Origin of the sequence: Streptomyces sp. NPDC001339 (assembly GCF_042895955.1) — a bacterium.
Taxonomy (GTDB): domain Bacteria; phylum Actinomycetota; class Actinomycetes; order Streptomycetales; family Streptomycetaceae; genus Streptomyces.
In genome coordinates, this window is record NZ_JBIAWT010000002.1 from 139,707 (window position 1) to 156,159 (window position 16,453).

Here is a 16,453-nt window from a genome sequence, read left to right on the forward strand (position 1 = left end):
TTCCGGCCAAGCCCTGTGGCCCGGTTCGTATACGGAACATGCGTCCGGTTACGCTCAAGGCATGCATGCATGGCCCGCTTCCGAGGTCCCCGCCCTGCCCGGTCAGGGCCGCGACCTGAGGATCCACGACACCGCGACCGGCGGACGGGTGACCCTCGATCCCGGTCCCGTCGCCCGCCTCTACGTCTGCGGCATCACGCCCTACGACGCCACCCACATGGGACACGCGGCGACCTACAACGCGTTCGACCTGGTGCAGCGCGTGTGGCTCGACACGAAGCGCCAAGTGCACTACGTGCAGAACGTCACCGACGTGGACGACCCGCTGCTGGAGCGGGCCCTGGCGACCGGCGAGGACTGGACCGCGCTCGCCGAACGCGAGACCGCCCTGTTCCGCGAGGACATGACGGCCCTGCGGATGCTGCCGCCCCGCCACTACATCGGCGCGGTCGAGGCGATACCCGGCATCGTCCCGCTGGTGGAACGGCTCCGGGATGCCGGCGCCGCCTACGAACTCGACGGCGACATCTACTTCTCCGTCGCCTCCGACCCGCACTTCGGCGAGGTCTCCGGCCTGGACGCGGAGGCGATGCGGCTGCTGTCCGCCGAACGCGGCGGCGACCCGGAGCGCGAGGGCAAGAAGAACCCCCTCGACCCGATGCTGTGGCAGGCCGCCCGCGACGGCGAACCGAGCTGGGACGGCGCCTCGTTGGGCCGCGGACGGCCCGGCTGGCACATCGAGTGCGTCGCCATCGCCCTCGAACACCTCGGCATGGGCTTCGACGTCCAGGGCGGCGGCTCCGACCTGGTCTTCCCGCACCACGAGATGGGCGCCTCGCACGCCCAGGCCCTCACCGGCACGCACCCGTTCGCCAAGGCGTATGTGCACGCCGGGATGGTGGCGCTGAACGGCGAGAAGATGTCCAAGTCGAAGGGCAACCTCGTCTTCGTCTCCGCGGTCCGGCGGGCCGGCACCGACCCGGCCGCGATCCGGCTGGCGCTGCTCTCGCACCACTACCGCGCCGACTGGGAGTGGACCGACGCGGTGCTGGAGGAGGCCGAACAGCGGCTCGCGCGCTGGCGTGCCGCGGTCTCCCGCCCCGACGGCCCGTCAGCCGACGTGCTCCTGGAGCGGATCCGCGAGGCCCTCGCGGACGACCTGGACTCCCCGGCGGCGCTGGCGGCGGTGGACGCCTGGGCCGCCGTCCAGGAGAACGGCGGAGGAACGGACGAGGGCGCACCCGGCCTTGTCTCGCGGGCTGTTGACGCATTGTTGGGCGTAGCCCTTTAGGGAGTCCTCCAGTTCCTCCAGGTCCTCCAGGGAGTGAAGACCCTGGGTGGGGGTGTACATGAGCGGTCTACTGCCAGCAGACGATCGCTTACGTACACCCCACCGGTCTTCTTCCACCCACCCACGGGAGGGGGCGCACCGCAGAACGAAGTTCGGAGGGGCGCACCCGTGACGTACAGCCCCGCGCAGCGGCGAACAGCCCGCCGCCAGGCGCCACGGCGGGAAAGCCAACAACGTGGGAATCAAGCCAAGCGCAGCGATTATTCGTCGCCCTCCGGCGACTCCTCGTGCGGAGGGTCCTGCGGAGCCGGCCGCGGCGGCCGGGTGCGTCCGCTGGACGTGTCGCGGAGGAACGAACCGTCCCGCCCCTCGGTGGTCCTGCCGCCTTCCGCGGTATGCGGGTCGCGGCGGCGCAGATAGCGCTCGAACTCGCGGGCGATGGCCTCACCGGAGGCCTCCGGCAGGTCCGCGGTGTCCCGCGCCTCCTCCAGCGACTGGACGTACTCGGCGACCTCGCTGTCCTCGGCCGCCAGCTGGTCCACTCCCAGCTGCCAGGCCCGCGCGTCCTCGCTCAGCTCGCCCAGCGGGATGCTGATGTCGAGCAGGTCCTCCAGGCGGTTCAGCAGTGCGAGGCTGGCCTTCGGGTTGGGCGGCTGGGACACGTAGTGCGGCACCGCGGCCCACAGGCTCACCGCGGGCAGGCCCGCGTGGGTGCACGCCTCCTGGAGGACGCCGACGATGCCCGTCGGGCCCTCGTAGCGGGACTCCTCCAGGTCCAGCCGGCGGGCCAGGTCCGCGTCGGAGGTGATCCCGCTGACCGGGACCGGGCGGGTGTGCGGGGTGTCGCCCAGCAGCGAGCCCAGCACCACCAGCATCTCCACGCCCAACTCATGGGCGTAGCCGAGGATTTCGTTGCAGTACGAGCGCCAGCGCATGCTGGGCTCGATCCCGCGGACCAGGACGAGATCGCGGGTGCGCCCCTTGCCGTCCCCGTCCCCGCCCCGGTCTCCGCCGCCGACGCGGACGACGGAGAGGCGGGTCGTCGGCCAGGTGATCTTCCGCACGCCGCCGTCCAGGGAGACGGTGGGACGGTTCACCTGGAAGTCGTAGTAGTCCTCGGCGTCCAGTGAGGCGAAGACCTCGCCCTTCCATTCCCGGTCCAGGTGTGCGACCGCGGCGGAGGCGGCGTCGCCGGCGTCGTTCCAGCCTTCGAACGCGGCCACCATGACCGGGTCGATCAGCTCGGGTACCCCCTCGAGCTCGATCACCCAGCGCCTCCTTCCGACCGGTTCGGCCGCCTGGGGCGGCCGCCGGCAGCAGTTCCGTTGCGTGCGCCACCCAGCCTACGGCGTGTGTGGTGGCGGTCCGCAGCCCCTGTGCACGAACGAGTACCGATACATCCGCCCCGTTCCCGTGCTGTTCGTCCGATGTGTCCTGGGGATGTTCGACCACATCGCGGCTCCGACGCACGACGGGCGGTCCCTTCCGACGCACGACGGGCGGTCCCTTCCGACGCACGACGGGCGGTCCCTTCCGACGCACGATGGGCGGTCCCTTCCGACGCACGATGGGCGGCCCCTTCCGACGCACGACGGGGCGGCCCCTTCCGGGACCACCCCTTCGTTCGCCGGGCCTCCGGTGTCAGTCCGTCAGCAGGTCCTTGACCTTGGTGCGGACGTCTTCCGTGTCGAGGCCGCGGATCGTGAGGGTGGTGCGGCGGCGGAGGACGTCGTCGACCGTCTCGGCCCACTCGTTGTCACGGGCGTAGACGACCTGGGCCCAGATCTCGGGGGCGTCCGGGTGGATGCGCTCGGCCAGGGCCGGGTCCTCGTTGGCCAGACGGGCGATGTCGAAGGACAGCGAGCCGTAGTGGGTGGCGAGGTGGCGGGCGGTGTCCGGGGCCATCCGCGGGCCGGGGGTGCCGCCGTCGACCAGCAGCCGGTGTGCGACCGCGTTCGGGTTGGCGATGCCGGGCAGCGGCAGCTTCTTCGGCAGGTGGGCGATCGGCTCCATGTCGTCGGCCAGCGGGCCGCCCGGCAGCGCGGCGAGCTTGTTCATGATCGTACGGCCGATGTGGCGGAAGGTCGTCCACTTGCCGCCGGCCACCGACAGCATGCCGCCGGAGCCCTCGGTGACGACGGTCTCGCGCTTGGCCTTGGAGGTGTCGCCGGGGCCGCCGGGCAGCACCCGCAGACCCGCGAAGGAGTACGTGATCAGGTCGCGGCTCAGCTGCTGGTCGCGGATGGAGAAGGCGGCCTCGTCCAGGATCTGGGCGGTGTCCTTCTCGTTGACCGCGACATCCGCCGGGTCGCCCTCGTACTCCTCGTCGGTGGTGCCGAGGAGCAGCATGTCCTCCCAGGGGAGGGCGAAGGTGATGCGGTACTTGTCGATGGGGGTCGCCAGCGCGGCCTTCCACGGGGAGGTGCGCTTGAGGACCAGGTGCGCACCCTTCGACAGCCGGATCGACGGGGCCGCGTTCGCGTCCTCCATCTTGCGGAGGTGGTCGACCCAGGGGCCGGTGGCGTTCAGCACCAGGCGGGCGTTGACGCCGTACTCGGTGCCGTCCAGGCGGTCCTTGAGCTCGGCGCCGGTGACCCGGCCCTGGGTGAAGCGCAGGCCGGTGACCTCGGAGTGGTTGAGGACGGTGGCGCCGGCGTCGACCGCCGCGCGGACCGTCATCAGGGCCATCCGGGAGTCGTTCATCTGGTCGTCGCCGTAGACGGCCACGGCCTTGAGGTTCTCCGTACGCAGCTCGGGGACGTCGCGCTGCGCCTTGGCCGCGGATATGACGTGGCCGACGCCGTCGCCGAACGCGGAGAGCGCGGAGTAGGCGAAGACACCTGCGCCGAGCTTGGCCGCGCCGTGCGGGCCGCCCTTGTAGACCGGCAGGTAGAAGGTGAGGGGGTTGGAGAGGTGCGGGGCGACCTCGCGGGAGACCGCGCGCCGCTCGAAGTGGTTCTCCGCCACCAGCTTGACCGCGCCGGTCTGCAGGTAGCGCAGACCGCCGTGCAGCAGCTTGGAGGAGGCGGAGGAGGTGGCGCCGGCGAAGTCACCGGCGTCCACCAGGGCCACCCGCAGCCCGGCCTGCGCGGCGTGCCAGGCAGTGGAGATGCCCAGGATGCCGCCACCGATCACCAGGAGGTCGTATGTCGCCTTGGAAAGCTGCTCCCGAGTCTCGGCGCGGCTCGCGGGGGAACCGTTGGCCGGGTGCGTCCCGAGTGCCGGGACGCTCTGCAGGGTGCTCATGATGTGCTCCTCGTCAGCTCTCGTCGTCGTCGATCCAGCCCATGGTCCGCTCGACGGCCTTGAGCCAGTTCTTGTATTCGCGGTCACGGGTGGCCGCGTCCATGCGGGGGGTCCATTCGGCGGCCCGGCGCCAGTTGGCGCGCAGCTCGTCGGTGCTGGACCAGAAGCCGACGGCCAGTCCGGCCGCATAGGCAGCGCCGAGGCAGGTGGTCTCGGCGACCATGGGGCGCACCACGGGGGCGTCCAGGAAGTCCGAGATGGTCTGCATCAGCAGGTTGTTGGAGGTCATACCGCCGTCGACCTTGAGCGCGGTCAGGTCGACGCCGGAGTCCTTGGTCATGGCGTCGGTGATCTCGCGGGTCTGCCAGGCGGTGGCCTCGAGGACGGCGCGCGCGATGTGCGCCTTGGTGACGTAGCGGGTCAGGCCCGCGATGACGCCGCGGGCGTCCGAACGCCAGTAGGGGGCGAACAGGCCGGAGAAGGCCGGTACGAAGTAGGCGCCGCCGTTGTCCTCGACGGTGCTGGCCAGGGTCTCGATCTCGGCGGCGCTGTTGATGAGGCCCATCTGGTCGCGCATCCACTGGACGAGCGAGCCGGTGACGGCGATGGAGCCTTCCAGCGCGTAGACCGGCCGCTGGTCGCCGATGCGGTAACCGACGGTGGTCAGCAGTCCGTTGTACGAGTTGACCGGCTCGTGGCCGGTGTTCATCAGCATGAAGGTGCCGGTGCCGTACGTGGACTTGGCCTCGCCCTGCTCGAAGCAGGTCTGGCCGAACAGGGCGGCCTGCTGGTCGCCGAGCGCGGAGGCGACGGGGACGCCGGCGAGGGCGCCGCCGGCGGAGTTGCCGTAGACCTCGGCGGAGGACCTGATCTCCGGCAGGACTGCCGCCGGGATCGCCATCGAGTCCAGGATCCGCTCGTCCCACTGCAGGCTGTGCAGGTTCATCAGCATGGTGCGGGAGGCGTTGGTGACGTCGGTGACGTGGTGGCCGCCGTTGACACCGCCGGTGAGGTTCCAGATGACCCAGGAGTCCATGGTGCCGAAGAGGATGTCGCCGCGTTCGGCGCGCTCGCGCAGGCCCTCGACGTTGTCGAGCAGCCAGCGGATCTTCGGCCCGGCGAAGTACGACGCGAGGGGCAGGCCGGTCTCGCGGCGGAAGCGGTCCTGGCCGACGTTGCGGCCGAGTTCCTTGCAGAGCGCGTCGGTGCGGGTGTCCTGCCAGACGATGGCGTTGTGGACGGGTTCGCCGGTGTGCCGGTCCCACAGGACGGTGGTCTCGCGCTGGTTGGTGATGCCGATGGCGGCGACGTCGGAGGCGGTGACGCCGGCCTTGCGTACGGCGCCCTCGACGACCTGCTGGACGTTGGCCCAGATCTCGGCGGCGTTGTGCTCGACCCAGCCGGGCCTGGGGAAGATCTGCTCGTGTTCCTTCTGGTCGACCGCGACGATCCGGCCGTCCTTGTCGAAGATGATGCAGCGGCTGGAGGTCGTCCCCTGGTCGATGGCCGCAATGAACGGGCCGTGCCCGTGGGAAGGTGTGCCGGGCCCGTGGGAGGGGGTGTGGGTGTCGCTCATGATGTCTGTGTGCTCCAAGAAGTCTGTGCGGGCGGCTGCGGGGCGGTCGGGCGGCTCAGGCGAACGCCACCAGGTGAAGGCCTCCGGCCAGGGCGCCGCCGATCAGCGGGCCGACGACCGGGATCCAGGCGTAGCCCCAGTCCGAACCGCCCTTGTTCGGCAGCGGCAGCAGCGCGTGCACGATACGCGGACCGAGGTCGCGGACCGGGTTGATGGCGTAGCCGGTCGGGCCGCCCAGCGACAGGCCGATGCCGACGACCACCAGTGCGACGAGCAGGGTGCCGCCCCAGCTGACGCCCTTTCCGTTGTCGGTCAGCCCCAGGTTGAGGATCGCGAGCACGAGCACGGCGGTGGCGATGATCTCGGTGGCCAGGTTCTGCACCGTGTGCCGGATCTCCGGCCCGGTGGAGAAGATACCGAGCACCGGGCCGGCCTTGGGAGCGGCCTTCGGGTCGACCAGACCCTCTTCGGAGGTGTGGTTCGCCAGCACCTCGGGATCGGTCAGGTGGGCCCGGAACTGCCCGTAATAGGCGATCCACACGAGAACGGCGCCGATCATGGCGCCGAGCAGCTCACCGGCGAGGTAGACCGGTACCTGGCTCCATGCGGTGCCGCCCTTGATGGCCAGGCCGAGGGTGACCGCGGGGTTGAGGTGTGCGCCGGACTTCGCGGCGATGTAGGCACCGGTGAGGACGGCGAAGCCCCACCCGAAGGCGATGGCGAGCCATCCGGCGTTGAACGCCTTGGAGCGCTTGAACGTGACGGCGGCGCAGACGCCGCCGCCCATCAGAAGCAGAACAGCGGTACCGACGGTCTCGCTGATGAAGATTTCGGAGCTGGACACCCGTGACTCCTTTGTCCTTCGTCCAGGGGAAGGCGAACCCCGGGTCCCTCCGGTGGTCCGCGCCCTCCGAGAGGGCGGTGGTCGGCCCCGCGGCAGTGCTCACCATAGCGAATATTGTCGTTAGGTGTTCGGCAATGCCGACCGACGAACGGCAGTTTTGTTCACCATGTGAACCTCGTCAAGGCTTCATTGGCGAAAAACTTAGGCCAACTTAAGGGGCAAAACCGGTCAAAACCGCCCCGCGCCGAGGTCGCGGGAGACCGCACGTGCGCAATCCCTCACAGCGGCGACGATTTCCGGCCGCAGCTCGCCCTCCTTGCAGACCCGCTCGACCGCCCCTGTGACGCCCACCGCACCCACCGGCATCCGCCGCCGGTCATGGATCGGCGCGGCCACCGACGCCACGCCCTCCCAGGTCTCCTCCACGTCCGCGGCCCAGCCGCGCGCCCGGGCCAGGTCCAGCAGCCCCTCGAAGTCCTCCGGACCGGTCACCGTGCGCGGGGTGAACGCCGTCCGCTCCGTCTCGGCCGCCTCGCTGTGCGCCACCGGGTCGTACGCGCAGAGCACCTTGCCCAGCGCCGTGCTGTGCAGCGGCTGCATGGCGCCCACCTCCAGCACCTGCCGGCTGTCGTCCGGCCGGAAGACGTGGTGCACGACCAGCACGCCCCGCTGGTGCAGTACGCCCAGGTAGGCCGCCTCGCCGCTGGCCCGGGCCAGATCGTCGGTCCAGACCAGGGCGCGGGCCCGCAGATCGTTCACGTCCAGGTAGCTGTTGCCCAGCCGCAGCAGCTCCGCGCCCAGCTGGTAGCGGCCGGAGAGGTCGTCCTGCTCGACGAACCCCTCCTGCTGCAAGGTGCGCAGGATCCCGTGCGCGGTGCCCTTGGCCAGTCCCAGGGCGGAGGAGATGTCGGACAGCCCCAGCTGCCGCTCCCCGCCCGCGAGCAGCCGCAGCATCGCGGCGGCGCGCTCGAGCGACTGGATGGTCCGTGCCATCGGGCAACCTCCGAAGTATGCGGTTCGACAATGCCAAACGATATCGGCCCATGCCGACTCCCGTCATCGATCCGGACGTTCCCGACAGCCGCACCGCGATCTGCCGACGATCACGGATCGTGCAGCACAAGGGCAGGACAGGGGGCCGGACAAGGGAGTGGTGCTGTGCTGTCCACGGCGTGAAACGGGGAACACCTGTACCGGGTCCGGCCGCTACGCTGGCCGGGTACGCCCTCTCCCGGAGGACGTAAAGCCGACAGCCGTCGCAACCAGGGAGCACCTCCATGGCCTCGAACACGCCATCATCCACCAGCACATCCCGCGTCGAAACCTTCCGCGAGGCGCTCGCCTCCCGGGTGGTGGTCGCCGACGGTGCGATGGGCACCATGCTGCAGGCCCAGGACCCCACCATGGAGGACTTCCAGCAGCTGGAGGGCTGCAACGAGATCCTCAACGTCACCCGGCCCGACATCGTCCGCTCGGTGCACGAGGCGTACTTCGCGGTCGGCGTCGACTGCGTGGAGACCAACACCTTCGGCGCGAACTTCGCCGCCCTGGCCGAGTACGACATCCCCGGCCGGGTCCATGAGCTGTCCGAGGCCGGCGCCAGGATCGCCCGCGAGGCCGCCGACGACTTCACCCGGCGGACCGGACAGCAGCGCTACGTCCTGGGCTCCATGGGCCCCGGCACCAAGCTGCCCACCCTCGGCCACGTCCCCTACGTCACCCTGCGCGACGCCTACCAGCAGAACGCCGAGGGCATGATCGCCGGCGGCGCCGACGCGCTGCTGGTGGAGACCACCCAGGACCTGCTGCAGACCAAGGCCGCCATCCTGGGCGCCCGCCGCGCCCTGAAGGCCACCGGCGCCGATCTCCCGGTGATCTGCTCGGTCACCGTCGAGACGACCGGCACCATGCTGCTCGGCTCCGAGATCGGCGCGGCGCTGACCGCCCTGGAGCCGCTGGGCATCGACATGATCGGCCTGAACTGCGCCACCGGCCCGGCCGAGATGAGCGAGCACCTGCGCTACCTCTCCCGGCACTCCCGTATCCCGCTCGCCTGTATGCCCAACGCGGGCCTGCCGGTGCTGGGCAAGGACGGCGCGCACTACCCCCTGACGCCCGCCGAGCTGGCCGATGCCCAGGAGACCTTCGTCGGCGAGTACGGCCTCTCCCTGGTCGGCGGCTGCTGCGGTACGACGCCCGAGCACCTGCGGCAGGTCGTCGAGCGGGTCCGCGGCACCACCCCGCCGGAGCGCCGGGCCCGCCCCGAGCCGGGCGCGTCCTCCCTCTACCAGACGGTGCCGTTCCGCCAGGACACCTCCTACCTGGCCATCGGCGAGCGGACCAACGCCAACGGGTCGAAGAAGTTCCGCGAGGCGATGCTGGACGGCCGCTGGGACGACTGTGTGGAGATGGCCCGCGACCAGATCCGCGAGGGCGCTCACATGCTCGACCTGTGCGTCGACTACGTCGGCCGGGACGGCGTCGCCGACATGCGGGAGCTGGCCGGCCGCTTCGCCACCGCCTCCACCCTGCCGATCGTGCTGGACTCCACCGAACTGAACGTCCTCCAGGCGGGCCTGGAGCAGCTCGGCGGCCGGGCCGTCCTGAACTCCGTCAACTACGAGGACGGCGACGGCCCCGAGTCGCGGTTCGCGAAGGTCACCGCGCTGGCCGCGGAGCACGGCGCGGCGCTGATCGCGCTGACCATCGACGAGGAGGGCCAGGCCCGCACCGTCGAGCACAAGGTGGCCGTGGCCGAACGACTGATCGCCGACCTGACCGGCAACTGGGGCATCCACGAGTCCGACATCCTCGTCGACTGCCTGACGTTCACCATCTGCACCGGCCAGGAGGAGTCCCGCAAGGACGGCATCCACACCATCGAGGCCATCCGGGAGCTGAAGAAGCGTCACCCGGACGTCCAGACCACCCTGGGCCTGTCGAACATCTCCTTCGGCCTCAACCCGGCCGCCCGGATCGTGCTGAACTCCGTCTTCCTCGACGAGTGCGTCAAGGCCGGACTGGACTCGGCGATCGTGCACGCCTCCAAGATCCTGCCGATCGCCCGCCTGGAGGAGGAGCAGGTCACCGCCGCCCTCGACCTGATCTACGACCGGCGCCGCGAGGGCTACGACCCGCTGCAGAAGCTGATGGAGCTCTTCGAGGGCGCCACCGCCAAGTCCCTCAAGGCCGGCAAGGCCGAGGAGCTGCTCGCCCTCCCCCTGGACGAGCGCCTCCAGCGGCGCATCATCGACGGCGAGAAGAACGGCCTGGAGACCGACCTCGACGAGGCCCTGACCGAGCGCCCCGCCCTCGAGATCGTCAACGACACCCTCCTGGCGGGCATGAAGGTGGTCGGTGAGCTGTTCGGCTCCGGCCAGATGCAGCTGCCGTTCGTGCTCCAGTCCGCCGAGGTGATGAAGTCCGCGGTGGCCTACCTGGAGCCGCACATGGAGAAGTCCGGCGACGAGGGCAAGGGCACCATCGTGCTGGCCACCGTCCGCGGCGACGTCCACGACATCGGCAAGAACCTCGTCGACATCATTCTGTCCAACAACGGCTACAACGTCGTCAACCTCGGCATCAAGCAGCCGGTCTCGGCGATCCTGGAAGCCGCCGAGGAACACCGCGCCGACGTCATCGGCATGTCCGGGCTCCTGGTCAAGTCCACCGTGATCATGAAGGAGAACCTGGAGGAGCTCAACCAGCGCAAGATGGCCGCCGACTTCCCCGTCATCCTCGGCGGCGCCGCCCTCACCCGCGCCTACGTCGAACAGGACCTGCACGAGATCTACGAGGGCGAAGTCCGCTACGCCCGCGACGCGTTCGAGGGCCTGCGCCTGATGGACGCCCTGATCGCGGTCAAGCGCGGCGTACCCGGCGCGACCCTGCCCGAACTCAAACAGCGCCGGGTACCGAAGCGGGACACCGCCGTACTGGAGGTGACCGAGCCCGAGGGCGCGGTGCGCTCCGACGTGGCCACCGACAACCCGGTCCCCGCCCCGCCGTTCTGGGGCACCCGGGTCGTCAAGGGCATCCAGCTCGCCGACTACGCCTCCTGGCTGGACGAGGGCGCGCTGTTCAAGGGCCAGTGGGGCCTGAAGGAGACACGCAGCGGCGACGGCCCGACGTACCGGGAACTGGTGGAGACCGAGGGCCGCCCCCGCCTGCGCGGCTGGCTGGACAAGCTCCAGACCGAGAACCTGCTGGAAGCCGCCGTCGTGCACGGCTACTTCCCGTGCGTGTCCAAGGGCGAGGACCTGATCCTGCTGCACGAGGACGGCACCGAGCGCACCCGCTTCACCTTCCCGCGCCAGCGCCGCGGCCGGCGGCTGTGCCTGGCGGACTTCTTCCGCCCGGAGGAGTCCGGCGAGACCGACGTCGTCGGGCTCCAGGTCGTCACCGTCGGCTCGAAGATCGGCGCCGCCACCGCCGAGCTGTTCGCGGCCAACTCCTACCGCGACTACCTCGAACTGCACGGCCTGTCCGTCCAGTTGGCAGAGGCGCTGGCCGAGTACTGGCACGCCCGGGTCCGCGCCGAGCTGGGCTTCGGCGGTGAGGACCCGGACGAGGTCGAGGACATGTTCGCGCTCAAGTACCGCGGCGCGCGGTTCTCGCTGGGCTACGGTGCCTGCCCCGACCTGGAGGACCGCGCCAAGATCGCCGACCTGCTGCGGCCGGAGCGGATCGGCGTCGAGCTCTCCGAGGAGTTCCAGCTCCACCCCGAGCAGTCCACCGACGCCATCGTCATCCACCACCCCGAGGCCAAGTACTTCAACGCGCGGTAGCGCGTGACAGCGACTCCCGGGGGCAACCCCCGGACCCCCGGCCGGTGGTCGCGTGATCGGGCTACGGAGGGTAAGTGCACGTCGGGCCTGCCCGGGCACCCGCCCGGCCGGTTCCGGCCCGTGTCACCACGCGTTCCGGCGCGCACCGTCGTACACTTGTCGGTCCGGTAGCGGCCGGTCGTCTTCCTCCCGCTGGGGATGACGGCCGGCCCTTTCGTCCCTCCGGGGACGGCTCACGACGGAGGTGGACGGATGACCAGCAGCATCCCCGTGGTCGGCACCGGGCCGGCCGGCGCCGGAACCCTCCAGGCCGTGTTCCTCGACCTCGACGGCACACTCGTCGACACCGAGGGGTTCTGGTGGGAGGCGGAGGCGGAGGTGTTCGCCGGGCTCGGCCACATCCTGGACGACACCCACCGCGAGGTGGTGGTCGGCGGCCCGATGACCCGCAGCGCCGGCTATCTGATTCAGGCCACCGGCGTCGACATCACCCTGACCGAGCTCAGTGTGCTGCTCAACGCCGCTTTCCTGGCGCGGATCGCGCGCGGCGTCCCGCTGATGCCGGGCGCCGGCCGGCTGCTGGCCGAACTGGCCGCCCACGACGTGCCGACCGCGCTGGTCTCCGCCTCCCACCGGGCCGTCGTCGACCAGATGCTGCACTCCCTCGGCCCGGAGCACTTCGCGCTGACCCTGGCGGGCGACGACCTGCCGCGTACCAAGCCGCACCCCGACCCGTATCTGACGGCCGCCGAGCGGCTGGGGGCGGCTCCGGAGTGGTGCGCGGTCATCGAGGACACCGTCACCGGTGTGACGGCGGGGGAGGCGGCGGGCTGCCGGGTCGTCGCGGTGCCGTCGGTGACCCGGATTCCGCCGGGACCGGGCCGAACGGTCGTGACGTCGCTGGAAGAAGTCGACCTGCCATTTCTCCGGACACTCATCACGGAAAGCCGCGGCGGTGTGCACCGAGCGTGTTCCGCGGAAAGCGCCGAGAACTGAGGGCAGCGGTACGCTCATTTTCCGTGACGAATGCACTGACTGAATTTCTGCATCGGCATGGATTCCTGAATACGTGACGTTTCTCACGCTCCAGGCTGTCGACAGCGGGCCTCGCAGGTGATCCAAGTCCCCTGTTCAGGGGCTTCTACGGGGGTAAGTGTCCGGGTTGGTGGGGCAACGCGCGAATCGTTCCGCCGTCCGGATATCGGTCATCCCACCATTGATATCCAGGACCCATATCGATTCAACTCCGGTGTGCCCCAGTCCGGCTGACCGTTCCTACTAATCTCGTCGCGAGCAACATCGCTCCGCTGATAAGGAACCTGTCCACGATGAATCGCAAGACCCTGGTGCTGCCGGCGCTGGCCGGTCTGCTCGCCCCCGTACTCGCTGCCTGCGGCGGCGGGGACGGCGCGGGCGAAGGCGGCGATCCCATCGTCGTGGGGGTGGCCACCCATATCGAGGCGACCAAGGAGGCGCCCGCCCCGCTCGACCCGGCGCAGGCCTATGACGTCGACGCCTGGAACGTGCTGCGGCCCTCACTGCAGACGCTGATGCGGCTGCCCCGGAGCGGCACCGCGCCGGAGCCCGACGCGGCCGAATCCTGCGGATTCCGCGACAACCGCCACGAGCAGTTCCGCTGCACCCTCCGCAGCGGCCTGAAGTTTTCGAACGGCCATGCCCTGACGGCGGAGGACGTCAAGTTCTCCATCGAGCGCATCCAGGCCATCCACCACGCCAACGGCCCGGTGGCGCTGCTCGACGGCATCGACAAGGTCGAAACGCCGGACGACGAGACCGTGGTCTTCCACCTCAAGACGCCCGACGCCACCTTCCCGCAGAAGCTCACCACCCCCGCCACGGCCATCGTGGATGCCGAGGTGTACCCGAAGAGCCGCCTCCACAACGGCTTCGACGTGACCGGCTCCGGCCCGTACACCGTCCGCGCCGAGCACAGCGGCAACCGCGTCACCAAGGCCGTCTTCACCAAGAACCCCGAGTACCAGGGCGGACTCACGGCACGGCACGACAAGATCGAGATGCGCTTCTTCGACGACTCCGCCACGGCGGAACGCGAGCTGCGCAAGGGCGGTATCGACCTGCTCAGCCGCGGTCTGTCGCCCAGCCAGGCCAAGAGCCTGCAGAACGCCGGGGACAGCCACCTCACGGTCCACGCGATGCCGGGCCAGGAGATCCGCTACCTCGCCTTCAACACCAAGGCCCCGGCCGTCGCCGACAAGGCCGTACGGCAGGCGATCGCGCAGATCGTCAACCGCTCCGCGCTCGTACGGGACGTCTACGCCTACACCGGCGACCCGCTCTTCTCGCTGGTCCCCACCGGCCTCACCGGCCACGTCAACGCGTTCTTCAACAAGTACGGCAACCCCAGCGCCGAAGCCGCCCGCAAGATGCTGCAGCAGGCGAACATCACCACCCCGGTGAAGTTCACCCTCACCTACACCACGCGTCACTACGGTTCCAGCACCGCCCAGGAGATCCGCGCACTGCAGCGCCAGCTCAACAGCACCGGACTCTTCGCTGTCGACATCAAGGGCGTCGACAGCTGGCAGCAGTTCCGCACCGAGGGCCAGGAAGGCAAGTACACCGCCTACAGCATGGGCTGGTTCGCCGATATCCCGGACGCCGACAACTACATCGCACCGTTCATCGGCAAAGAGAACTTCCTCGGCTCCCCCTACCGCAACAGCACCATCGAGTCGCAGCTCATCCCGGCCAGCCGCCAGGAGAGCGACCGCAACTCCGCCGCGGCCGCTTTCAAGCGGGCGCAGGACATCATCGCCGAGGACGTACCGCTGCTCCCCCTGTGGCAGGGCAAGCAGTACGTCGCCGCCCGCGACGACATCACCGGCACCCAGTGGGCCCTCAACACCTCCTCGGGCCTGCAGATCTGGGAGCTCGGCCGCGGCGTCGCCGACTGAGCCCGCACCACCACCGACCACCCGCACAACCCCCCGCCGTGGCTCGACCACCGCGGCCCGACAGGCACCACCCAGAGATTGAGGACCGTAGTGAGGAAGCGTGACCAGAGGCTGGCCGCCCCGATCGGAGCGGGGCTGACAACAGCCCTGCTCGCGCTCACCGGGTGCGGCACGAACGACGCCGGAGCGGCCGGCAACGGCGAACCCGTTGTCATGGGAATGACCGACAAGGTCAAGGCCGTCGACCCCGCATCCGGCTACGAACCCGGATCCTGGCTGTTGTTCAACAACGTCTTCCAGTCCCTGCTGAGCTTCCCCAAGGGCGGCACCACCCCCGAGCCGGAGGCGGCCAAGAGCTGCACCTTCACCGGCAGCGACAGCAAGGTCTTCCGCTGCACCCTCAAAGACGGCCTGACCTTCAGCAACGGTGACCCGCTGACCTCGAAGGACGTCAAGTACTCCTTCGACCGCACGCTGCGCATCAAGGACCGCGACGGCCCCGCCGTCATGCTCTCCGCCCTCGACAAGGTCGAGACGCCGGACGACAAGACCGTCGTCTTCCACCTCAAGACGCCCGACGCGACCTTCCCCATGAAGATCGCCTCCGGCGCCGGCTCCATCGTCAACCACACCGAGTACCCCGCCGACCGGCTGCGCACCGACGGCAAGGCCGTCGGCTCCGGCGTCTACACGCTCAAGGAGTACGGCCCCGACAAGGCCGTCTTCGGGGTCAACGCCTCCTACAAGGGCCCCGCTCAGGTCCGGAACTCCGGCATGACCGTGAAGTTCTTCAAGAGCCGCGACAAGCTCAAGAAGGCCGTCGAGAGCGGCGATGTCGACCTCGCCTACCGTGGTCTGGAAGCCAAGGACATCGCCGGCCTCAACAAGGCCTCCCTCAAGCAGGAGCACGGCCCCAAGGTCGTCGACGGCAGCAGCGCGGAGGCCATGTACCTGGTCTTCAACCTCAAGGACCCGTCGGTCAAGCAGGCCGGCGTGCGCAAGGCGATCGCCTACCTCCTGGACCGCTCCACCCTCGTCCGGGACGTCTACCAGCGCACCGCCGAACCGCTGTACTCGGTGGTCCCGGCCGGCATCACCGGCCACAACACCGCCTTCTTCGACACCTACGGCGACCGCCCCCAGCCCGCCAAGGCCAAGGCCGCACTGCACGCCGAGGGCCTCAACGGCAAGGTGCCGCTCACCCTGTGGGCCACTCCGGACCGCTTCGGCCCCGGCACCGTCGCCGCCGTCGAGGAGATCGCCCAACAGCTCAACGCCAGCGGCCTGTTCGATGCCAAGGTGCGCTCGGTGCCTACCGAGGAGTTCGGCAAGGGCGTGACGGAAGGGCGGTTCGGCGCCTACATCAGGGGCTGGATCCCCGACTACCCGGACCCCGACAACTTCACCCAGCCGTTCTTCGGCAAGGACAGCGTGCTGGTCAACAACTACGACTCGCCCACCATCAGCGGGCAGCTGCTGCCCAAGACGGCCGACGAACCCAACCGCGGGGCCACCAAGCCCGCCTTCCGCGAGCTGCAGAACATCGTCGCCCAGGACGTGCCGGTCATACCCATCTGGCAGGGCAAGCAGTACGCGGTGGCCCGCGACGGCATCTCCGGCCTGGAGTGGACCCTGGACTCCTCGACCGTCTTCCGCTTCTGGGAGATCCGGAAGGCGTCCGAGGCCTGATCGGGGCCACGGCCACGGCACAGCGGCAGCACGGCATCGCGGCGCCACAGGACAGCACACAGCGCGGCGGGGCCGGCCCGGAGG

General features: G+C 69.9%; 10 protein-coding genes. 5 read left to right on the forward strand and 5 right to left on the reverse strand.

The features are described from left to right. Nucleotides 1–61: 61 nt before the first annotated feature. A complete protein-coding gene (gene mshC, locus ACFY12_RS05830) occupies nt 62–1,291 on the forward strand; it encodes a cysteine--1-D-myo-inosityl 2-amino-2-deoxy-alpha-D-glucopyranoside ligase (protein ID WP_390714498.1) in 1,230 nt (409 codons plus the stop codon). Between the two features lie 260 nt (nt 1,292–1,551). Here the strand turns inward: mshC and ACFY12_RS05835 are convergent, their stop codons facing one another. The 5 genes from ACFY12_RS05835 to ACFY12_RS05855 form a co-directional block, all read right to left on the reverse strand. Beyond that, nucleotides 1,552–2,559 (reverse strand): PAC2 family protein, encoded by a 1,008-nt coding sequence (locus tag ACFY12_RS05835; RefSeq protein WP_390714499.1) that lies wholly within the window; start codon nt 2,557–2,559, stop codon nt 1,552–1,554. Nucleotides 2,560–2,932: 373 nt separating this feature from the next. Next, nucleotides 2,933–4,537 (reverse strand): FAD-dependent oxidoreductase, encoded by a 1,605-nt coding sequence (locus ACFY12_RS05840; protein WP_390714500.1) that lies wholly within the window; start codon nt 4,535–4,537, stop codon nt 2,933–2,935. A gap of 13 nt (nt 4,538–4,550) precedes the next feature. After that, nucleotides 4,551–6,113: a glycerol kinase GlpK gene (glpK, locus tag ACFY12_RS05845; RefSeq protein WP_390714501.1), complete on the reverse strand. Its 1,563-nt coding sequence runs from the start codon at nt 6,111–6,113 to the stop codon at nt 4,551–4,553. A gap of 55 nt (nt 6,114–6,168) precedes the next feature. Next, nucleotides 6,169–6,957 carry an MIP/aquaporin family protein gene (locus ACFY12_RS05850; RefSeq protein ID WP_390714502.1) on the reverse strand — a complete coding sequence of 263 codons (789 nt, stop codon included), beginning with the start codon at nt 6,955–6,957 and terminating at the stop codon, nt 6,169–6,171. Nucleotides 6,958–7,185: 228 nt separating this feature from the next. Continuing rightward, a complete protein-coding gene (locus ACFY12_RS05855) occupies nt 7,186–7,950 on the reverse strand; it encodes an IclR family transcriptional regulator (protein WP_390714503.1) in 765 nt (254 codons plus the stop codon). Nucleotides 7,951–8,234: 284 nt separating this feature from the next. Here ACFY12_RS05855 and metH point away from each other — a divergent pair, with 284 nt between their 5' ends. From metH to ACFY12_RS05875, 4 genes are all read left to right on the forward strand, one after another. Then, nucleotides 8,235–11,744 carry a methionine synthase gene (gene metH / locus ACFY12_RS05860; RefSeq protein ID WP_390714504.1) on the forward strand — a complete coding sequence of 1,170 codons (3,510 nt, stop codon included), beginning with the start codon at nt 8,235–8,237 and terminating at the stop codon, nt 11,742–11,744. Nucleotides 11,745–11,996: 252 nt separating this feature from the next. Further along, nucleotides 11,997–12,740 (forward strand): HAD family hydrolase, encoded by a 744-nt coding sequence (locus ACFY12_RS05865; protein ID WP_390714505.1) that lies wholly within the window; start codon nt 11,997–11,999, stop codon nt 12,738–12,740. A 332-nt stretch (nt 12,741–13,072) separates the two neighbouring features. Continuing rightward, nucleotides 13,073–14,680: an ABC transporter substrate-binding protein gene (locus ACFY12_RS05870; RefSeq protein WP_390714506.1), complete on the forward strand. Its 1,608-nt coding sequence runs from the start codon at nt 13,073–13,075 to the stop codon at nt 14,678–14,680. 90 nt (nt 14,681–14,770) lie between these two features. Further along, entirely contained in the window at nt 14,771–16,369 is a 1,599-nt protein-coding gene (locus ACFY12_RS05875) for an ABC transporter substrate-binding protein (RefSeq protein ID WP_390714507.1), read from the forward strand. Nucleotides 16,370–16,453 lie beyond the last annotated feature (84 nt).